This window comes from Protofrankia symbiont of Coriaria ruscifolia, from assembly GCF_900634745.1.
In the GTDB taxonomy this organism is placed as follows: domain Bacteria; phylum Actinomycetota; class Actinomycetes; order Frankiales; family Frankiaceae; genus Protofrankia; species Protofrankia californiensis.
Map to the genome: position 1 here is coordinate 1 of NZ_CAAAFR010000063.1, position 20,236 is coordinate 20,236.

The following is a 20,236-nucleotide window of genomic DNA, read 5'->3' on the forward strand; positions in this document are numbered from 1 at the left end:
GTCCCGTCCCGATCTCGTCCCGATCCGGCTCGCACCAGCACGCCGGTCGCCCCCGCCCCATCGATCTCCCCGAGGTGACTGCCCCATGTCCGGACCTGCCACGACTCAGACGGCGACTCCCACGACGAGCACGGCGACGCCCGCCACGGATGCGGCCACGAGTACCGCCGCAACCCCCGAGACGGCCCCGCTCGGCCCCGAGGCGCTGGTGGACGCCGCGACGTACGCCGACGTTCTCAACTTCTACGCCTGGCAGACCCAGCTCCTCGACGACGGGCACGCCGACCGGTGGGCCCTGACCTTCACCGAGGATGCAGTCTTCGGTCAGCGCACGAGCCCCGGCCGGGTGTTCTCCGGCAACTCTCCCGCCGAGCGCCGCGGGCGCGAGGTGATCGCCACTTCGGCCCGCGCCGGCGTCGAGCGCCACGCCCAAGACGATGTCGTCCGCCGGCACTGGATCGGCCAGGTCGCCATCTACGCCGGTCCGCAGCCGGGGACGGTGCAGACCCGCTTCTACGCGCTGATCGTCGAGACCGCCCGCGGGCAGCGCCCGACCTTCCACCTGAGCACCACCGGCCAGGACGTGCTGGTGCGCGCGGAAGGTACCTGGCTGGTCCAGGAGCGCTGGATCACCCACGACGACGCGGCCTGAGCGGAGCCGGACCGCCATGGTGTTCTTCGTCAACAAGCTGACCCTGACCGGCTCCGCGCAGGAGCTGGAACGCATCTACGCTGCCGTCGCGGACTTCATGAGCGAGCAGGACGGGCTGATCAGTTACGTCCTGGTGCGGTCCACCACCCGTCCCGACGTTTATCTGAACATCGCCGAGTGGCGGGACGCCGAGGCGTTCCACCGGGCCCGCACCCAGGAGTCGTTCCAGCAGGGGGAGCGGGTCAACGCGGTGGCGGACGGGGACCGGCATGTCTGCGAGGTCGTCCTGCTGGGCGGCCCCGGGACCCCGCGAACCGCACCGGCCGACCTGGCCGTACCTGCCGACCTGGCCGCACGCGCCGGCCCGGCCGACCTGGCCGCACCGGTTGCGGCATCCGACGGGCCGGCGACGCGACGGTGAGCCTGCCGGCGGCGGCGCATCAGCAGGTCACGGCCGGCGGGGAACTGCGTGAGGTCGCCGACGGGGTGTTCGCCTACATCCAGGAGCCCGGCGGCTGGTGCGTGAGCAACTCCGGGGTGCTGGCCGGCCCGGATGCGGTGACCCTCGTCGACACGGCGGCCACCGAGCAGCGGGCGCGCGGGCTCGCCGCGGCCGTCGCGCAGGTCGTCCGCCGGCCGGTCAGCACGATCGTCAACACCCACCACCACGGCGACCATCTGTTCGGCAACGCCGTGTTCACCCCGCCGGCCACGGTGATCGCGCACGAGCTGGCCCGTCTGGAGGCCGCCCGCAGCGGGCCTGCGCTGCGGGCGGCCTTTCCCGACGTCGAGTGGGGGACGCTGCCGCCGGCTCTGCCGACCGTCACGTTCACCGACCGGCTCAGCCTGTTCGTCGGCGAGCTGCGGGTCGAACTGATCCATGTCGGCCCGGCGCACACCACCAACGATGTGATCGTCTGGATCCCCGATCGCCGGGTGCTGTTCACCGGGGACGTGGTGCTCTCCGGCGCCACCCCGTTCTGCCTGATGGGCTCGGTGGCCGGAACCCTGCGCGCCGTCCGGACGCTGCGCGACCTGGACGCGGCCATCCTCATCTGTGGGCACGGGCCGCCGACCGGGCCGGCGGCGCTCGATGTCACGCAGGCGTACCTGGGCCGGGTGCTCGAACTGGCCGCCGACGGGCTCGCCGCCGGGTTGACCCCACTGGAGACGGCGCTGGCGGCCGGCCCCGGGCCGTTCGCCGACCTGCTGGACCCGGAACGGCTGGTCGCGAACCTACATCGCGCCTACGCCGAGCTGCGGCCGGCCGGTCATCCGGCGTCGCCGGATGCTGCGCCGGTAGGTGTTGCGCCGGCGGAGGTCGCGCGGATTCCGTCCGGGCCGGTCTTCGCTGAGATGGTCGCCTACAACGGCGGCCGTCCACTGACCTGTCTGGCCTGACTTGTTTGATCTGACCGGCTTGGCTGACCGGCCTGGTCTGAGAGGGCTCGGTCAGACCAGGCCGAGCGAGAGCGGGAACGTCGCTGGGTGTGGCGGGTCGAGAGCCGGGTCGGCGCTGAGTACCGCCCGGTGCAGCCGGCGCAGCCGCTGGGACGGCTCGATCCCCAACTCCCGGTCCAGGGAGCCGCGGAGCCGGTCGTACACCCCCAGCGCCTGGGCCGGCCGGCCGGATCGGTACAGCGCCAGCATGAGCTGCGCGTGCAGGTTCTCGAGCACCGGATGGCCGGCGACCAGCGAGGTCAGCTCGCCAAGCAGCTCGTGATGACGACCCAGCCGCAGATCCGCCTCGATGCGCTGCTCCAGCGCCGTCAGCCGGCTTTCCTCCAGGCCCACCAGCCGAGCCCGGACGAGGGGACCCGCGGGGGTGCCCGCCAGCGCCGGCCCTCGCCACAGTTCGAGCGCGTCCCGCAGCAGGCAGGCGCCGGTGAGCGAGTCGTCGCGGGCCAACGCCACCCGGGCGGCCTGGACGTTCTGCTCGAAACGCAGCACGTCGTACTCGTCGTCGGTGGTGGTCCGGAACACGTAGCCGTTGCCGCGGGTCTCCAGCACCGTGCGGGCGGCCTGTAGGGATCCCAGCCGGGGCAGTTTGGCGAGGCGGCGGCGAATCTGCAGGATGTAGGTCTGCAAAGTCGCCGCCATGCTGGTCGGTGGCTCGTCATCCCACAGCTCCTCCACGCAGGCGTCGACGGAGACCACCTGGTCGAGATTGAGGACGAGCAGAGCCAGCAGCTGACGTGGTTTGCGTGCGGTCGGGATCAGCGAGACCCCCCGCTCATCCGCTTCTAACGGACCTAGGAGGCGGATATCCATGGGGCGGCATCCCATCTCTGTGGCAGCGGCGAAGGACGTGGACGGGTGGCGTGCCGGACCCAGGCCCGGACCCGGGATGCGGGCAGGGGCCGGAGCCGGAGCCGGTCGGCACTGGTCGATCAGTCGATCCGGAACACCACCTTCCCGTTGACGGTGCGCTCCGCCAGCGCGCGCAGCGCCGGCTCGGGGTCGCGCCAGGAGCGCGTCACCGCGACCTGGGCGTCGAGTCGTTTGGCGGCGGCGAGCCGGGCGAGCAGCGCGAGATCGGCCCCGACATCGCGCCGGTTCGCCTCGTCGAACAGGTGGAGGTAGTGATGCCGGGCCCCGGGCCGTCGATAGCCCCAGTCGAACGGGACGGTCAGCGGGGCGCGGGACGAGTTGCCGATGCTGACCGCGACCCCGCCCGGCGCAAGCAGCTGTAGCGCGGTCGCCAGCACCGTGCCACCCGCGCTGTCGAGGACGACGTCCACCGGCGCCCACGGCTCGCCCGCGCCGCCCGCCCCACCCGCGCTGCCAGCTTCGGCCGCGGTCTGCGCGTCGGTGTAGGTGGCGACCTGGACGGCGCCCAGATCCGCGAGCCCCTGGCCTCGTGCCGCGGCGCCGACCAGGGCGATCGGATCGCCGCCGCCGTACGCGGCGAGCTGCACGGCCAGGCGGCCGACCCCGCCGCCCGCTCCGGTGATCAGGATCCGCTGGCCCAGCAGCCAGCCGGCAGTCCGCAGCCCGTACAGGGCGGTCAGGCCGGCGACCGGCAGCGCCGCTGCCTCCTCGTCGGTGATCTCCGCCGGGAGCACCGCCAGCCGCCGCGCCGGGACGGCGACCCGGCTCGCCCAGCCCACCCGTTCGACGAGGGCGACGACCCGGGTGCCGACGGGTGGGCCGGCACCGTCCGCCGCCCCGGCGACAACCGTCCCGGCGACATCCCAGCCGAGCCGCGAACCGGCCGGCAGCGTCGTGGCCAGGCCCAGCTCGCCGCGGTTGACCCCCGCCGCGGCCACCGCGATCACCACGTCGGATGGCCCCGGAGTCGGGTCGGGAACCTCGGCGAGCTGCAGGCCGAACGGTCCGGTGCCCGTCGTCACCAGCGCTTTCATGATGGTTCTCCGTTCGGTTGCGGGGCCGCCGCCGGTTCGGCGCCGACATCGAACTGCCGGGGGAGCGCGTCGTCGAGGCGGGGCAACGCGGCCAGCAGTCCCTGCGTGTAGGGGTGCCGCGGGGTGGTGAACACCTCCGTGGCCGGCCCCCGTTCCACCACCCGGCCGTCCTTCATCACCAGCACCTGGTCGCTGAGGTGATGGACCACACCGAGATCGTGCGAGATGAACAGGATCGCCAGCCCGAACTCCCGCTGCAGGTCCACCAGCAGGTCGAGGATCTGCGCCTGCACGGTCACGTCCAGAGCGGAGACCGGCTCGTCGCAGACCAGCACCTCGGGCCCCGTCGCCAGCGCACGGGCGATGGCGACCCGTTGGCGCTGGCCGCCGGAGAGGTCACGCGGCCGCCGGGTCACCAACGCGGGATCCAGGCCGACCTGGACGAGCAGCTCGGGAATCCGCTGCCGGCGGACCTGGCGGGGCAGGCCCAGCAGCTCAAGAGGCTCGGCGAGCAGCCGGCCCACCGGGTAGCGGGGGTCGAACGCGCTCAGCGGGTCCTGCTGCACCACCTGGATGCGGGGACGCAGCGTCCGGCGCCGCCGTTCGGGCAGCCTGCTCCACGGCTCGCCGAGCAGGGTCACGGTTCCGCCGTGCGGCTGCAACAGGCCGAGCGCAAGCCGGGCCAGCGTCGTCTTCCCGGACGCGGACTCCCCGACCACCCCGAGCGTCTCGCCGACCCGCAGTTCGAAGGACACGTCGTCGACCGCGGCCTGCCAGCTGCCGCCGGGCAGGCGGAAACGCCTGCTCAGTCCCACCGCGGCCAGCACCACGTCGTTGGCTGGCGTCAGGTCGTTGGCCGGTGCCGCATCGGTGGCCACCCCTGCCACCCCTGCCACCCCCGCCGCCGCCGGCCCACCGGCCTTGCCGAACTTGGTCGAGGTGGTCGAGGTGGTCGAGTTCGGTCCGGCTGGGACCGGTGCCGGGGAGAGTCGGGTCCCGCGCTGCCGGCCGGTCGGTACCGCGGCGAGCAGCATCCGGGTGTAGGCGTGCTGTGGGCTGCCGAGCACCCGCGCGGTCGGGCCGTCCTCCACCACCATCCCGTCGCGCATCACCGCCACCCGGTCGGCGAGCCGGGCGACCACCGCGAGATCGTGACTGATCAGCAGCAGGCCGGCACCGGCCGCCCGGCGCTCCGCGAGCAGGTCGAGGATCTGCGCCTGCACGGTGACGTCCAACGCGGTCGTCGGCTCGTCGGCGATGAGCAGGCCCGGGTCGGCCGCGATCGCCGAGGCGATGAGTGCGCGTTGGCGCAGCCCGCCGGAGAGTTCGTAGGGGCGCTGTCGGGCTCGCTCGGCAGGCTCCGGCACGCCGACGTCGGTCAGCAGTTCGATCACCCGGGCCTGGCGGGCCGGGCCGTCGCCCAGCCGGTGCAGGCGCAGCGGTTCGGCGACCTCCGCGCCCACCGTCCGCAGCGGGTCGAGGGACACCAGCGCGTCCTGGAAGACCAGACCGATGCGCCGGCCGCGGATCGCCGACCAGTCGCGGCCGTTCAGGTCGCGCAGGTCACGGCCCTCGAACTCCAGGCGTTGCGCGCTGACGGTGGCCGTCTTGCCGGCGAGCCCGACCAGGCTGCGGGCCGTCGCGGACTTTCCCGAGCCGGATTCGCCGACCAGCGCGAAGCACTCCCCGGCCGCGACCGTGAACGAGATGCCCCGGACGGCGTGCACGGGTCCGTGCGCGGTGTGGAAGTCGATCTGCAGGTCGGTCACGGCCAGCAGCGGCGCCAGCTGGGTTTCCGGTGCGGGCTCCTGCCGGGGTGCCGGGTGCGCTGTCGGGTCCAGCGCCGGGTGCGCTGTCGGGTCCGGCGTCAGATGCCCCGTCGGCAGCGCGGTCGGCTGCGTGGACGGGTGCGGCGCCACCGATGACCCGGCGTCCGGCGCCGGCCGGTGCCCGCTGGGCGCGGTCACGCTGTCCGCCCGTCGAATCGTGCCTGCACGGCACGACCGAGCACGGTCACCGCGATCACGGTCAGGGTCACGGCCGCGCCGGGGAAGATCGACATCCACCAGGCCACCTCGAAGTAGGAACGGCCCGCAGCGAGCATCGCTCCCCATTCCGCGGTCGGCTGGCGCGGGCCGAGGCCGAGGAAGCTCAGCGACGAACCGGCGATGATCGACGTGCCGACCCCGATCGTGGCGAGCGCCAGCAGCGGCCCGAGCGCGTTCGGCAGGACGTGCCGGGCGATGACCCGGCCGCGCCGCTGGCCCATCGCGACCGCCGCCTCGACGTAGCCCGAGCGCAGCACCGCGAGTACCTGAACCCGGACCAGCCGGACGTAGAGCGGCACGAACGCGCCCGCGATGGCCACCAGCGCGTTGCGTTCGCCGGGGCCGAGCACGGCGATGACCAGCAGCGCGAGCAGCAGGCTCGGGAACGCGAGCAGGATGTCGACCACCCGCAGCACCACCTCGCCGATCACCCGGCCACCCACCGCCGACAGCACCCCCAGCGCGATACCGGCGAGTACGGACAGCACCGTGGCGCCGACGCCGACGATGAGCGCCGGCCGGGCACCGTGCACCACCCGGGTGTAGATGTCCCGCCCGACCTCGTCGGTGCCGAAGGGGTGGGACGCGGCGGGTGCGTGCAGCGCGTTGAGCGGGTCGACCGCGTTCGGTTCCGCGGACGTGAGCAGTTGGGGTGCCAGCACGGCAAGGAGCGCGGCCAGCACGACGAGTGCGGACAGCAGCACCCCGGCAGGTGGAGTACGCAGCCGGGGCGAGGCCGGGCGCGGCAGCGTCAGATCGGCGGTCATCAGGCTCCTTGCCGTTCGGCGGGTTCCGGCCGGTGGATGAGCGGCCGGACGGACGTCAGATGGCCGGCTCCGCGGCCAGCCGTGGATCGATCAGCAGGCAGATGAGATCCACGATCAGGTTGACCACGACGAAGACGAGCGCGGACAGCACCACGACCGCGATGACGACCGGGAAGTCCTTGCCTTCGATCGCCGCCAGCGCGATGCGCCCGACCCCCTGCCGCGCGAAGATCATCTCGATGATCACGGCACCGCCGAGGAGATGCCCGATGACCAGGCCGGACAGGGTCACCAGCGGCAGCGCCGCGTGTCTGAGCGCGTGCCGGAGCCGGATCCCGGTCTCCCGCATGCCCCGAGCGCGGGCGGTGAGCACGAACGGCCGTTCCAGCACGTCCTCCAGGCTTTCCCGCAGCACCTGGGAGAGCATTGCCCCGATCGGCAGCGCCAGGGTGACCGCCGGCAGCACCAGCGCCGACACCCCCGCGTTCCCGCTCACCGGGAAGATGTGCAGGGTGAACGAGAACAGCACCAGCAGCAGGACTCCCAGCCAGAACGTGGGCGTGGAGGCCAACACGAGCTCCACGACGGACGCCGTCGAGCGGACCCCTCGGCGCCGGTGCGCGGTGACCAGCGCAACCACCAGGGCACCGAGCACGGCGAGTGCGGCGGCGGCGACCGTGAGCTGCACGGTGGCCCCGAGCTGGCCGCGGATCACCGTGCTGACCGGGAGGTCCTGCTGGTAGGAGGTACCGAGATCACCGCGCAGCAGCTTGCCCAGATAAAACAGGTAACGCAGCGGCCAGGGGTCGTCCAGCCGAAGGTCGGCGCGGATCTGGTCGATGGTTCCGGACGTCGCGGGCGCGGCGCCGACCAGCGTGCGCGCCGGGTCGCCGGGCGTCAGATTGAGCGCGAGGAACGCGAGGGTGGCCGCGCCCCACACGACCACCACCGCTCCGACCAGCCGGCGCACCACGGTGCGCCAGCCGACGTACTTCCCGATCCTGGTGGCCCGGGAAGCGGCGGCGCCTGGGCGCAACGGCGCCGCCGCAGTGTCGTCCTTCGACGTCACGGAGCCCGCCAGGCACCGTAGAACGAGGCGAACCCGCTGGCGTCAGAGGTGAGTCCCTGGATTTCGGTGGAAGAGCCGATCAGCCGGGTGCCCACATACACCGGCAGTACCACCGCGTGGTCGATCACGTACTTCTGCACATTGCCGTACAGCGTTTTCCGCCGGGCGTCGTCCAGCGTCGTGTTCGCCTCGCCCAGCCACGTGTCCACCTGCGCGTTCACCAGCTGACTGGCATTCTGGTTGATGTTTCCCGGGGACGGCCGGTTGGTCGAGTCGAAGAACAGCCGCAGCACGTCCGGGGTGTCGCCGCCCCAGGTGAAGTCGTAGATGTCGTAGTCACCGGCGTCGTAGCGGGTGAAGTATTCACCCTGGGTGATGTTGTCCACCACGAGGTCGATGCCGACATCCTTGAGCGCGGCCTGGAAAGACTCGACGAGCGAGTCACGCTGCTCACTGATGTTCGCCGCCGGGAATGGCCGGTGGACGATCAGTCGCTTGCCGTCCTTCGTCCGATAGCCGTCGCCGTCCCGGCTGGTCCAGCCGAGTTCGTCGAGTAGCGAGTTGGAGCGGGCCACGTCGTATCCCCACGACTTCTCCACCGCGGCGAGGTAACCCGGAGTGGCCGGGCTCAGCGGGCTCCAGGAACGCTGGTACTCACCGAAATACAGCGATTCAAGGACCTTGTCGATGGGGAGTGCTGCCCGGAACGCCTGCCGGAACTTCTCGTCGTTGAAGGGCGCGCGCGAGGTGTTGAAATGCCACGTGTACCCGCCACCGGGGGAGAGGGTGCGCAGCACCCGCACGTTCTTGTTCGCCGCGAGCGCCTTGATGTTCACCGGCGGGATCGCGTCGACCACATCCGCCTGGCCGCTGGTCAGGACGCCCAGCCGAACAGCGTTGTCGGGGACGAACGTGAACACCAGCCGGTCCAGGTAGGCCGGGCCGCTGTGCGCGGCGCCCTCCGGCGCCCAGGCGTAGTCTGGATTGCGGGTGAGCGTCACGCTCTGATTGCGCACGTACTCGGCCAGCGTGTACGGGCCGCTGCCCACCGGGTGCGTGCACAGTGCCGCGGCGTCCTTCTGGATCGCCTGCGGTGACTGGATCCCGAGGAAGGTCTGGCTCACCGACTGCAGGAACTGGGCGAACGGCTTGGTGAAGCTGACCTCGACGGTCGTCGGGTTGATCACCTTGCTACCCGAGTACGGGCCGAGCAGGTTCACCGCACTGCGCGATTTCGTCGCCGGGTCATAGACCCGGTCGAAGTTAATCTTGACGGCGCTGGCGTCGAAGGCGGCTCCGTCATGGAACCGGACACCGGAGCGCAGGGTGAAGGTGAAGGTCTTCAGATCCGCCGACGTCTTCCAGGAGCTGGCCAGCCACGGGTGGAAGGACCCGTCCGGGGCCTGGTAGACCAGCGAGTCGACGATGTTCCGGTCGATCATCGCGGTCGCGTCCTGGGCGGTGACCTGCGGGTCCAGGCAGGTTGGCGTGATGTTGCCGGCGTAGGTCAAGGTGCCGCCGGTCACCGGCTTCGCCGCGGTCGCGGCGGCCGGCTGGCTGCCTCCCGACTCGGACGACGATCCACAGGCGCTCAGGCCCCCCAACAGCGCTGTGGTGGCGGCGGCGAACACCGCGGTGACGCGGAGACGCCCGCGGGCCCCCGTGAATGCCGATCGCTGTGGCCGCCCCGGTCTGGCCAGACTCATGTGCTACCCCCATGTTTGCGTTTTCCCGGCTGATGCGGGCTTGCGGTCGTGACGGCGATGCTGGCCAGAAGGAGTGCTGACCAGAAGGAAACACTGACCAGAAAGAAATGCTGGCCAGTCGATCGGGGGCGCGCGGGACAGGGCGGTCCGATCGAGAGCTTGGCGCGCGGAACCGGGCTCGGGACCGGGCTTGGGTTCAAGCGCGGGCGCGGGCTCGGAATCAAGATTCATGGCGCGCGGAAACCGGACACAAGGCACGTGAGGCGCCCTGTTTCTGGGCGCGGGAAAACACGGCGACCGCGATATCTGCAGTCGCACGAAATCGACAGGTCAAATGACCATGATCGTGGTTAGGTAACCTAGCCGCTTGTACAGGAAGCGCTGCCTACGCGCATGAAATCGACGTGGCGGCGGCTAACGAAGAACCACGCTGATGCCAGCGCGATCGGTTTCCGGCCGCTGTTTGCCGTGCCAAGGATGGTGACCCGGGAGGAACGCGTCACGATACGTACCGCCCAGTCGGGCGGGCGTCTGAGGGGACCTCCGGAGTCGCCAGCGACGAGTAGCCCAGGAGTGCGCTTTTGGCCGACTTTCGGGCCAGCATCCCGAGCGTACATCACCGTACTATTAGAGCATATGTTCAGCGAGTGCGAAAGGCTCTTGCGGCAGCAGGCGTATGAAGATGCTGGTCTGCCCGCACTGGTCAGTAATCCGCCCGAGCGGACGCCGGCCGATAGGCGCGCAAAAACATGTCGGCCGAGTCATGGCTGATCGACTGCAGCTGCGCTTCACTGAGCTGGATGGTGCCGTACCGGGAATCCTGCTGACCTGCGTAGGCGAGGAGGGAGACGAACTGGCCCGCCGCCCGTGCCGGGTCAGGTACGTCCAACGCTCCGCGGGCGCTCAGCTCGGCGATGCGGGTGGAGAACCACGTCATCAATCGCGGCGGTGGGCCGGCGTCACAGGAACGATGTAGCTGCTCATGATGGGTCACCTCCGAGATGATCAGACGACGGAGCGCCGAGACGTCCTCATCGAGCAACAGGCGTAGCAGCCGGCCGCCGACAGCGACCAGATCGTCGGCCAGCTTCGCGGGTTCCCGGAGCAGCGTGTCATCGATGTCGTAGCGGGTGTCCGAGCTTGCCCGTGCCGTCGCGATCACGGCGAGGAACAGAGTTTCCTTGTCGCCGAAGTGGCTGTAGACAGTGGGCTTGGAAACCCCGGCCGACGCGGCGATCGCGTCGATGCTCGTCCGGGCGAACCCCTGCTGGATGAACATCGTGCTGGCGGCCCGCAGAATCTGATCGCGCTTCGCGGGCTGCCCGCGAAACCGGCCCGGCCCCCGGCGCCGGTCGCCGGCCCACAGTGCCTCGGCCGGAACGTCGCCGGCCTCGAACCCGTTCGCGATCTCTGGACCGCTGGTGTCGGCGTGCCCGTTCGTATCAAGGTGGCCGTTCGTATCAGGGTGGCCGCTCGTGTCGGAATGCTTGCCGCCCGCGTCGGTGGGATTATCCCCAGTGCCGGGAAGCCCGGCGGATCCGGAACGCCGCGCCATCGTCTGGAACCTCCCTCGGAAGGCCCCACGGGCAAGGATTGTCGGCAGCGGGCGGGCCAAATCTGGGCCCTGAGTCTCCGCCCGCTTCACGCCAGCCTACCTGCTGTGACACTGCCGGACGGCAGGCCCGCGAACAGCTGTCGGTGTTCGACGGCCCACTGTACGAAGTCGGCTGGTGGCCGGCCGATGATCCGCTCGACCGCCGGCGAGACCGTCGCGCGATCGTCGTCCGCGCTGGAGCGGGACTCCAGCAACGCGTCGACCACCGATGGCGGGAACACCAGCGACAGGCCCGCCCGGTACTGCGCCACACTCTGCTCGGCCACCACGATGCTCCGGCCCAGCACCTCGGCGAGGATCTCCACCTGATCGGTCGGGGTCAGCGCCCGCGGCCCGGTGATGTCGTAGATCTGCCCGTGATGCCGCTGCGCCGCGGCCACCCCGCCGCGCGGGATCAGGATCTCGGCGGCGACCGCCGCAAGATCAGCCGGGTCGACGACGGACGCCGCGAGCTGCGGGAACGCGGTGTGCACCACCCCGGCCAGGACTTCCGGTACCCACTGCTCGGCGTTCGACATGAAACCGTTCGCCCGCAGCGCCGTCCAGGCGGGCTCGCCCGCCCGCACGGCGTCCTCGACCTGGCGGTGCCAGTCACCGAGCGCGGTCCGCGTGCGCTCGCCGGCTGCCAGCGACGACAACGCCACCACCTGGCGGACCGCGGCTTTCCCGGCAGCGGTGACGAGCCGAGCCGCCTGCTCGCCCATGCTGGGCCCGGCCGCGATGAGCAGCACCGCCCGTACCTCGTCGACCACCGCCTGCAGAGATTCCGCGACGGTGAGGTCACCGGCGACGACCTCGACCTCCGACGGCAGGCCGGCGGCCAGCGGGTCGCGGGTCAGGGCACGCACCCGCTCCCCGCGCGCGAGCAGCGCCGCGACGGCTTGCCGCCCCACCGTCCCGGTCGCGCCGGTCACCAGGATCACGCCGGCCCTCCGGCAACCCCGACTCCGACTCCGGCCCCGACTCCGGCCCCGGCCCCGGCGCTGATGCCAGCGCCGGGGGTCGCCGCGTCCGGCCGTCGCGGCAGTTCGAGGGCGTCGGCGAGCAGGTCGTAACAACGCAGCCGGTCTCCGTGGTCGGCAATCATGTTCATCACCACGAATTCGTCGACGTCCAACTCGGTCGACATCCGCAGAATGATTTCTCGTACCTGTTCCGGCGTGCCCACGGTGTAATGCGGCCATTCGCTCACCTCACCGGCGAGTGGATCCGGCCCCGTCCGCAGCTCCTTCACCGCGTCGTCGGCCGTCGGCACCGGCCTGATGTCGTTGCGCATCAGACGGCGCCGGACCAGCAGGTGACTGGCGTAGAGGCGGCGTGCCTCCTGCTCCGTGTCCGCGCAGTAGACACCCAGCCCGACGATGGTTCGCGGCCGGTCGGTGACCAGGCCGGGCCGGAACCGGGCGCGGTAGGTCTCGACCGCCGCGCGGGTCGGCGATGGGCTGATGAAGTGGGCGAACGCGTACGGCAGCCCGAGCTCGGCCGCGAACACGGCGCTGCGCGGGCTTGATCCCAGCAGCCAGACCGGCGGCGGCGCCCCGGCTCCGCTCGGCATCAGCGGAATCGTGCCGAACGGGTGGGCCGCCGGGAAACGGCCGTGCAGGAAGGCCAACAGCTCGGCGAGCTTGTGGTCGAAATCGTCGGCCAGGCCGAGGGTGGCCAGGTCGGGGCGCAGCGCGATCGATTCGGCGGAGGCGCCGCCGCCGGACCTGCCGATGCCCAGATCGATCCGGCCGGGATGGACTAGGTCCAGCACCCGGAATGTCTCGGCCACCTTCATCGGGCTGTGGAAATGCAGCAGGACCCCGCCGGAACCGACCCGGATTCCGGAGGTGCGGGCCGCGATCGCCGCGATCAGCACCTCCGGCACGGATCCCGCGTGCGAGACCAACGCGTGATGCTCGGCCACCCAGTACCGCTCGTAGCCGCGCCGGTCCGCGAGCTCGGCCAGCTCCAGGGTGTTGTGCAGCGCCTGGGCGGAGGACGACCCGTCCGCCACCGGCGACTGATCCAGGACGGACAACCGGATCGGGCGCCGGTCACCGCCACGCTGCGAACCTGCCTCGGACAGCGGCATCAGCGCGTTCCCTTCGCTAGCGGAGCCGCCGAACCGGGGAGTGCCGGCCCAGCGGATCGATCGACCTGCCCGGCCGGGGCCGCCTGTCGGTGCACGCCGGCCGCGGCGGGCACCTCCTCGAGCACACGGCCCAGCAACCGGGTGGCGTTGCGGGCAAGCGGAAGATCCGTACCCGGTGGCAGCACCGCGTGTTCCCCGACCAGGCGGGTGACCCGGGTCGCGATGAGCGCGAAGCGCAGCGCGGCACTCACCGTGTGGTAGTCGAGGTCCGCCAGCGGACGTCCGAGCAGGCCCGCGTAACGCTCCAGCGTGGCGGCCCGGTCGGGCAGCCCGGCCAGCCGGGGGGCTCCGATTCCCTCGCTGAGATGGCGGTCCAGGTGCAGGAACCAGGCGAGATCCGCCTCCGGCTGGCCCAGGGTGACCATCTCCCAGTCGAGGATCGCGCCGACCTCGTCACCGGTGAAGATGATGTTTCCGAGCCGGGCGTCTCCCCACAGCAGCCGGGGCGGGTGGGGCTCGGCGGGTGGATGCTCGTGCAGCCAGGTCAGGGCCGCGCCGAGCACACCCGGGTCGGCGGCCGGGTCCACCCCGAAGTGCTCGAGGTTGGCCTCGTAGGAGCGCAGCTGCTGACCGGCGCCGACCTGGCCGTACTCGGGCTGGTCGACGTCGGCGAGGCCGGCCTGCCCCGGTTCCACCCGGTGGACCGCCGCCATCGCGGTGAGCGCTGCGTCCCACAGCGCTGCCCGCCGGTGCGCCGGGAGCTGGGTGACCCAGCCGGCCCGATGATAGGAAGGAAGATCGGCGGGGACGGCTCCGTCGACCCGGCCGAGGACGACGAACGGCGCGCCCAGCACCGCCGGGTCGGGTTCGTAGCCGTAGACCACGGGGACCGCGACCGAGGGGTCGCGGTCGAGGGTGGCCATCACCCGGCATTCGACCTCGAACCGGTCCCAGGGATAGACCCGGTACCGGTCGGCGGCGAGGCGGACGACCAGCGGATGGTGCGCCCGGTGACCGTCGTCGCCGGTCCGGTAGGCGTCCACCAGCAGAATCTCGGTGGAGAACCCACGGTCCCCCGGAACCGTGGGTTCCCCGACCTCCCACACCACCTGTCCGCCGGCGGCGGCTGGACGGGTGGCAAGCCAGCCCGCGAGCGCGGCCCGCGTCCGGGCCGGGTCACGCTGGATCGGGACGGCCACCGGGCTCACCCCCGCTTCACGGCGGTCAGCAGGATGTCGTTCGGCCCGAGCGGCTGGGCTCCGACGTCGACGAAGCCGGCGTTGTGGAGCCAGTCGGTCGCTTCGGCTTCGGTGTACTCGCTGCCGCCGGCGGTCCAGACCCGCATGTTCAGGCTGGACAACGCCGCCGCGTAGGCCGGGTTCTCCGGGTTCAGCAGCGGGTCGTAGATCAGGACCCGTCCGCCCGGCCGCAACGCCCGGAAGGCCGCCCGAAGCAGCTCGACCCGGGCGTCCCGGTCCCAGTTGTGCAGGACATGACCGAAGATCACGGCATCGGCGGTGGGCAGCGGATCAGTGAAGAAGTCACCGGCCACGAAGGAAACCGTGTCGGCGCGCGCCACCCCGGCCCGCTGGAGCGCCGCGAGATGCGCGTGAGCGGCCGGTGCCACCTGCGGCAGGTCGAACACGCTGACCCGCAGGTGCGGCTGGGCGTTGGCGAGCCGCGCGGCCAGATCGCCGCGGGCACCGCCGACGTCCACGACATCGGTCTGGCCCGACCAGTCGAGACCGGAGAGCAGTACGGCGAGCGGACGGCTCAGCGTGTCCATCGCGGCGAGGAAGGCATCCCGGGCCGCCGAGTCGTCGTAGTGCGGCCGGAACGGGTCGCCGTCGCCCGCGGCGGTGTTCACCGACTCGCCGGTGCGCAGGGTGTGCGCCAGACCGTCGAAGGCCGGGTCGAGGACGGTGCGGCAGAACTCCAGGAAGCCACCCAGATACCCGGGTGACGAACGGGCCAGGAAGAAGTCCGTGACCGGGGTGCCGCGGTAGCGCGGCCCGTCCCGTTCGAGCAGGCCCAGCCCGGCGAGCGTGGCCAGCAGGTCCGCGGTGGCATCGGGACGCAGCCCGAGTCGTTCCGCGAGTTCCGCCGGGGTGGCCGCCCGCTCGGCGAGGGTGCTGAACACGTCCAGGTGGTCGGCGGCGTAGAGGATCCGGGCCGCGCGGGCACCGGTCACCACGCTCATCAGCGCGGCTGGGGACGGCGCGGCTGGGGACGGCGTCCGGGACGTGGGTGGCCCCGGCGTGGCGAGGGTCATCGGTCACTCCTTCCTGGCTGGTGGCCATCGGCCAGGCCGACGGGGTTGGCGGCGGCTGAGCGGCGATCGGGGCGGCGGTCGGAGCGAGGGTTGCCGGTGCGGCCCGTGGGGTCACGGCGGGCCGCACCGGCGACCGTTCAGCTGGAACTGATCTCCGGCTCCGCGGCCCGCCGCACCGGTGCGGCCCGGTCGTCCGAAGTAGTCTGGCGGGCCGAATGAGCTCGGTCGGCCGAATTAGTAGCCAGGTCGGCCGAGGCGGCCTTGTCCACCGCGACGGGTGGTGCCACCTGCGCGCCGGGCTCGTCCGGCCCGGCTGCCGGCCCGCCCGCGGGAGGCCCGAGGTTCGGCAGCGCGAGCGCGGTCAGCGCGGCGGCGACCGCGAAGCCCGCGCCGACCAGGAACGCGACCCGGAAACCGGAGACCAGCGCGTCCCCGGGGCTGAGCGAGTCGGCGACGGCCTCGGTGCGGTCGACGGCCACGGTGGCGAGCACCGCCAGCCCGATGCTGCCGCCCACCTGCCGGGTGGTGTTGATCAGGCCGGAGGCAAGACCCGCCTGGGACGGGTCGATACCGGACGTCGCGGCCGCGGCCAGCGGCGTCAACGTCAACCCGGCGCCGAAGGTCACCAGGATCATCGGGACCAGCAGGTTGCCCACGTACGTCCCGTGGTTGGGGACCGCGGCCAGCCACAGCAACCCGGCCCCCGACACCAGCGACGCGCCGGCCAACAACGGCTTGGTGCCGATCTTCGCCAGCACCGGTGGGCCGAACTGGGCGCCGGCAACCATCGCGACCGCGCCGGGCAGGAAGGCGAGGCCCGCGTCCAGTGGCGAGTAGTTGAGCTGGTTCTGCAGATACAGGGTGAGGAAGTAGAAGTGCGCGATGACGGCGCAGCCGATCCAGAACATCGCCAGGTTGGCGATGCCGATCGAGCGGACGAGCAGCAGCCGCAGCGGGACCACCGGCGAGGACGCGAAGCGGCCCTCGTGCACGGCGAACCAGGCCAGCAGCACCAGGCCCCCGATCAACGGCACCAGGGTGGAGGCCTCTGACCAGCCGTGGGTGGTGCTGTTGACGGTCCCGTAGACGACTCCGCTCAGCCCGGCGGTGACCAGGAGCCCCCCGAACACGTCGAGGCGCTGGCCGGCCCGCTCCACCTTTGACTCGCGCAGCAGGTACCAGGCACCGATGACGCACAGCACACCCACTGGCACGTTGACGAACAGCACCCAGCGCCAGCTCAGCAGATCGGTGATGACACCACCCAGGGCCGAACCGACGGCCGAGCCACCGCCCGAGACGGCGGTCCACGCCCCCAGCGCACGAGCTCGCCGGGGCCCCTCCGGGAAGGTCGCGGTGATGATCGTCAGGGTCACCGGCGAGAGCAGCGCGCCACCCACGCCCTGGACCGCGCGGGCCACGATCAGGGTGGTGTGGTCCTGCGCCAGGCCGCCGACCAGGCTCGCGGCCGTGAACAGCACCAGACCGGCGACGAACAGCCGGCGCCGGCCGAAGAAGTCGGCGGCCCGGCCGCCGAGCAGCATGAAACCGGCCCAGGTCAGGGCGTAGGCGTTGACCACCCAGGACAGGCTCGAATCGCTGAAGTCAAGATCGTCGCGAATGGACGGAAGCGCGACGTTCACGATCGAGACGTCGAGGATGACCACCGCTTGACCCACGCAGAGCAGCGCGACGACGGCCCAGTCAGGAGGGCGCCGCCCCCGATCTGCCGTCACCGGGTCCGGGTGATGGGGAGGGCTTGTCGACATCCGGCTCTCCTTCGTGTGCGGAGCGACGCCAAGAACCTACACTAAACGTTTCAGTTTATCAAGAACCAACACTAAACGTTGCAGTTCAATCTGGGGGTGTCCGGCCACTTTCGTCTTCATACGGCCGGCCCCCGCCGGCGGCCGGCCACCGGCACAGCCGTGGGGGCGGCTGACGGGGCAGCCGTAGGGGCGGCCGTCTCCCGCCGGGGCTCCGGGAGATGCAGGAAGGACCGGACCGTCGCGGCGAAGGCCGCCGGCTCGTCCACCCACGGATAGTGACCGGCGCCGGCCAAGGTCACGTGCCGGGCATCCGGGAAGACTCCGGCCACGACGTCTCCCACAGCCACCCCCGCCATGGCGTCCAACGCCCCGGTCACCACCAGCACAGGTGACGTGACGGTGGCGAGCCGGGCGAGGATGGCCGGGCCTTCGTCAGTGCGGTCGAACCCCGCCCAGGCCGCCAGCCCGAACTGGCTCGGCGCCTTCGCGGCATGGTCCCGCTGGGCCGGGCCCCACGCTCCGTAGCCGGCGGGCGCGACCCGCGCCAGCATGCCGAGCACGGTGGCCGGGTCCGCGTCGGGACCGAGCGCGAACAGCTCACCGAACGCCGCGGTCACCTCCGGATACCACGGCTCCGCCGACCGTGCGGCCAGGATCGCCGGCAGATCAGCTCCGTCCGCTCCGACGTACTGCGGGCCAGGGGTGACGAGGATCAGCCGCTCCACCCGGTCCGGATAGGTGGACGCGTACGCCTGCGCCACCGCGGCCCCCGCGGAGTGGCCGAGCACCGCGACCCGGTCCAGACCAAGCTGCCGGCGGACGGCTTCGACGTCGTCGGCGAGCCGCGGGTAGGCGTAGCTCGCCTCGTCAGCCGGGAGGCCGGAGTCGCCGGTGCCGCGGGCGTCGAACCGGATCAGGGTGACGTCGGCCGCCAGCCCGCCGAGATCGCCGAGGTACTCCGAAGCGCGCGGGCCACCGGGCACGACCAGCAGCGGCGGCCCGGAACCGAGGAGCCGGTAGCTGATGGGGGTGCCGTCGTACGAGGTCAGGGTGGGCATCGCCGGCCCCGGGTCAGCCGGCCGTGGCCGGCGAGCCGGCCGTCCGGGCCGCGGCCGCCGCGGCGTCCGCGTCGACGTCGAAGTCCTCCGGCTGGGCCAACGGGTAGACCGTGAAGGTCAGATGGGGGCTCAGCGGGTTGTTGTACAGCGCGTCGCTGAGCTCCGCGTGCGAGGACACGTCGAAAATGTTCAGCCCGCCGGATTCCCCCACCCGGATCCAGCTGTGGGTGACGATTCCCTTTTCCACGAGCTGGGTGAAGTACGCGAAGCCCTCGGGCAGTCGGGCGCGGAACTCGTCCGCCGAGATGCCGGTGGGGTTCTGCGCCGTCAGGACGGCGAATAGCGCCATGGAATTCCTCCGATTAGCTTGAGATGTGCTGCTTACGATGTGGTGGCTTGGGATGTGGTGGTTCGGTATGTCTCCACACTCGGTGCCAGCCCTGGAACGCGGCTCGACCGGAGCTGGAGCCGCAGCGCCCGCAGTGCCCGCAGTGCCCGCAGCGCCCGCAGTGCCCGCAGCGCCCGCAACGCCCGCAACGCCCGCGGCGCCCGCGGCGACAGGACGGTCACACCGGGTGCCGCGGCAGCCGGATTTACCCGGGCTCCAGCGCCGTTCGAGCGTCATCGGAAAACGTGCCGGGGCACCCGCCCGTGTGTCGACGTCAGGAGCGGTCATGAAGTTCGGGATCAACCTGTTCCCCACGGTCGCGCCGGATGAGAAATCCGCGGCCACCTGGTATGAGGAGGCCATCGAGCTCGCGGTCCTGGCGGAGGAGCTGGGATTCGCCCATGTGAAAACCGTTGAGCACTATTTCTTCCCGTGGGGCGGGTACAGCCCGGACCCGGTGACCCTGCTCGCCGCGATCGCCGGCCGGACCAGCCGGATCAGATTGGTCACCGGGGCCGTCATCCCCGCCTTCACGCATCCGGTGCAACTCGCCGGCAAACTCGCCATGCTCGACAACATCTCCCACGGCCGGCTCGACGCCGGATTCGGGCGGGCTTTCCTCCCCGACGAGTTCGAGGCGTTCAACGTGCCCATCGACAGCTCTCGGGAGCGGTTCGACCAGGGCGTCGAGGCCGTCCGCCGGCTCTGGTCGGAAGAGGACGTCGTCGTCGACACCTCGTTGTTCCAGTTCGGGCCGGTGACGCTGCTGCCGCGTCCCTTCCAGCGCCCGCACCCGCCGATCCTGGTGGCGGCGGCCCGGTCACCGGAATCCTGCGCGGCGGCCGGGGCAGCCGGTTACGGTCTGCTGCTGGTGCCCTCGGTGGCCCGGCGGGAACGGGTTCAGGAAATGCTCGGCGGCTATCGGGCCGCCCGGGCCACCGCCGGTTTCTCGTCCGCTGACGAGCACGTACAGATGAGTTTCAGCGTGCATCTCGACGACGTCGACGGAGAGCGGGCCCGCGATTTCGGCCGCGCGGACTCCGCGAACAACACCCGCAAGCTCGCCGACGCCGTCGCGGCCTGGGGTCGCACCCGCAGCGACCAGTACCCCGGGTACGACAGCGTCGTCCGCCAGGTCGCCAGCACCACCTACGAGGAGTCGCTGCGCGCGAACAACGTCCTCGCCGGCACTCCGGACCAGGTACGGGAGCAGCTGGAGACGCTCCGATCCTGGTACGGCGACGTCACCGTGAGTCTTCAGATCAACTCCGGCAGCACTCCCATCGAGGAGTCCCGGCGGACCCTGCGGCTCTTCGCCGAACGGCTGCTGACGGAACTGTCCGCACCGGGATCGTCAACACCGGGATCAACGGCAACGGAACCGTCAGCGTCAGCGTCGGCCGAGGCCGCCGACTTGGAGCGGTCGGCGGTTGGCGTGGAATCATGATTA

General features: G+C 71.5%; 19 protein-coding genes. 4 read left to right on the forward strand and 15 right to left on the reverse strand.

Annotated features, from left to right (window positions below):
• The first annotated feature begins 85 nt into the window (after positions 1-85).
• From CV1CTNOD_RS09515 to CV1CTNOD_RS09525, 3 genes are read left to right on the forward strand one after another with little or no spacing between them, the layout of a single operon-like run.
• The gene (locus CV1CTNOD_RS09515) at positions 86-652 is read left to right on the forward strand and encodes a nuclear transport factor 2 family protein (RefSeq protein ID WP_131785772.1); all 567 of its coding nucleotides are present in this window, start codon (positions 86-88) and stop codon (positions 650-652) included.
• A 16-nt stretch (positions 653-668) separates the two neighbouring features.
• Positions 669-1,073, forward strand: a complete 405-nt coding sequence (locus tag CV1CTNOD_RS09520) for an antibiotic biosynthesis monooxygenase family protein (RefSeq protein WP_131785773.1) — start codon at positions 669-671, stop codon at positions 1,071-1,073.
• Entirely contained in the window at positions 1,070-2,053 is a 984-nt protein-coding gene (locus CV1CTNOD_RS09525; protein WP_242606549.1) for an MBL fold metallo-hydrolase, read from the forward strand. The genes CV1CTNOD_RS09520 and CV1CTNOD_RS09525 overlap by 4 nt, the downstream gene beginning before the upstream one ends.
• A gap of 51 nt (positions 2,054-2,104) precedes the next feature.
• Here the strand turns inward: CV1CTNOD_RS09525 and CV1CTNOD_RS09530 are convergent, their stop codons facing one another.
• The 15 genes from CV1CTNOD_RS09530 to CV1CTNOD_RS25580 form a co-directional block, all read right to left on the reverse strand.
• Positions 2,105-2,923 (reverse strand): AfsR/SARP family transcriptional regulator, encoded by an 819-nt coding sequence (locus tag CV1CTNOD_RS09530; protein ID WP_131785774.1) that lies wholly within the window; start codon positions 2,921-2,923, stop codon positions 2,105-2,107.
• A gap of 119 nt (positions 2,924-3,042) precedes the next feature.
• Complete coding sequence (locus CV1CTNOD_RS09535) at positions 3,043-4,017, reverse strand: zinc-binding dehydrogenase (RefSeq protein WP_131785775.1); 975 nt, start codon at positions 4,015-4,017, stop codon at positions 3,043-3,045.
• Positions 4,014-5,804, reverse strand: coding sequence for an ABC transporter ATP-binding protein (locus tag CV1CTNOD_RS09540; RefSeq protein WP_131785799.1), 1,791 nt, complete (start codon positions 5,802-5,804; stop codon positions 4,014-4,016). Before CV1CTNOD_RS09540 ends, CV1CTNOD_RS09535 begins: the two co-directional genes overlap by 4 nt.
• A 176-nt stretch (positions 5,805-5,980) precedes the next feature.
• The gene (locus CV1CTNOD_RS09545; protein ID WP_131785776.1) at positions 5,981-6,832 is read right to left on the reverse strand and encodes an ABC transporter permease; all 852 of its coding nucleotides are present in this window, start codon (positions 6,830-6,832) and stop codon (positions 5,981-5,983) included.
• 55 nt (positions 6,833-6,887) lie between these two features.
• On the reverse strand, positions 6,888-7,901 hold the full coding sequence (locus CV1CTNOD_RS09550; RefSeq protein ID WP_278043888.1) for an ABC transporter permease: 1,014 nt from the start codon (positions 7,899-7,901) through the stop codon (positions 6,888-6,890).
• Positions 7,898-9,607 carry an ABC transporter substrate-binding protein gene (locus tag CV1CTNOD_RS09555; RefSeq protein ID WP_131785777.1) on the reverse strand — a complete coding sequence of 570 codons (1,710 nt, stop codon included), beginning with the start codon at positions 9,605-9,607 and terminating at the stop codon, positions 7,898-7,900. Before CV1CTNOD_RS09555 ends, CV1CTNOD_RS09550 begins: the two co-directional genes overlap by 4 nt.
• Before the next feature lie 703 nt (positions 9,608-10,310).
• Positions 10,311-11,162 carry a TetR/AcrR family transcriptional regulator gene (locus tag CV1CTNOD_RS09560; RefSeq protein ID WP_131785778.1) on the reverse strand — a complete coding sequence of 284 codons (852 nt, stop codon included), beginning with the start codon at positions 11,160-11,162 and terminating at the stop codon, positions 10,311-10,313.
• Positions 11,163-11,248: 86 nt separating this feature from the next.
• Positions 11,249-12,145, reverse strand: a complete 897-nt coding sequence (locus CV1CTNOD_RS09565) for an NAD(P)H-binding protein (protein ID WP_165485412.1) — start codon at positions 12,143-12,145, stop codon at positions 11,249-11,251.
• Complete coding sequence (locus tag CV1CTNOD_RS09570) at positions 12,142-13,299, reverse strand: LLM class flavin-dependent oxidoreductase (protein ID WP_131785780.1); 1,158 nt, start codon at positions 13,297-13,299, stop codon at positions 12,142-12,144. Before CV1CTNOD_RS09570 ends, CV1CTNOD_RS09565 begins: the two co-directional genes overlap by 4 nt.
• On the reverse strand, positions 13,299-14,498 hold the full coding sequence (locus CV1CTNOD_RS09575) for a phosphotransferase family protein (RefSeq protein ID WP_131785781.1): 1,200 nt from the start codon (positions 14,496-14,498) through the stop codon (positions 13,299-13,301). The genes CV1CTNOD_RS09570 and CV1CTNOD_RS09575 overlap by 1 nt, the downstream gene beginning before the upstream one ends.
• A 5-nt stretch (positions 14,499-14,503) precedes the next feature.
• The gene (locus tag CV1CTNOD_RS09580) at positions 14,504-15,571 is read right to left on the reverse strand and encodes a methyltransferase (protein ID WP_131785782.1); all 1,068 of its coding nucleotides are present in this window, start codon (positions 15,569-15,571) and stop codon (positions 14,504-14,506) included.
• 137 nt (positions 15,572-15,708) lie between these two features.
• Positions 15,709-17,340: an MFS transporter gene (locus CV1CTNOD_RS09585; RefSeq protein ID WP_131785783.1), complete on the reverse strand. Its 1,632-nt coding sequence runs from the start codon at positions 17,338-17,340 to the stop codon at positions 15,709-15,711.
• Positions 17,341-17,456: 116 nt separating this feature from the next.
• A complete protein-coding gene (locus tag CV1CTNOD_RS09590; protein ID WP_131785784.1) occupies positions 17,457-18,398 on the reverse strand; it encodes an alpha/beta fold hydrolase in 942 nt (313 codons plus the stop codon).
• 13 nt (positions 18,399-18,411) lie between these two features.
• On the reverse strand, positions 18,412-18,747 hold the full coding sequence (locus tag CV1CTNOD_RS09595; protein WP_131785801.1) for a muconolactone Delta-isomerase family protein: 336 nt from the start codon (positions 18,745-18,747) through the stop codon (positions 18,412-18,414).
• 32 nt (positions 18,748-18,779) lie between these two features.
• The gene (locus CV1CTNOD_RS25580) at positions 18,780-18,968 is read right to left on the reverse strand and encodes a hypothetical protein (RefSeq protein ID WP_207386301.1); all 189 of its coding nucleotides are present in this window, start codon (positions 18,966-18,968) and stop codon (positions 18,780-18,782) included.
• Positions 18,969-19,072: 104 nt separating this feature from the next.
• Between CV1CTNOD_RS25580 and CV1CTNOD_RS09605 the strand changes: the two genes are divergently transcribed.
• Positions 19,073-20,233 (forward strand): LLM class flavin-dependent oxidoreductase, encoded by a 1,161-nt coding sequence (locus CV1CTNOD_RS09605; protein ID WP_131785785.1) that lies wholly within the window; start codon positions 19,073-19,075, stop codon positions 20,231-20,233.
• The last annotated feature ends 3 nt before the right edge of the window (positions 20,234-20,236 follow it).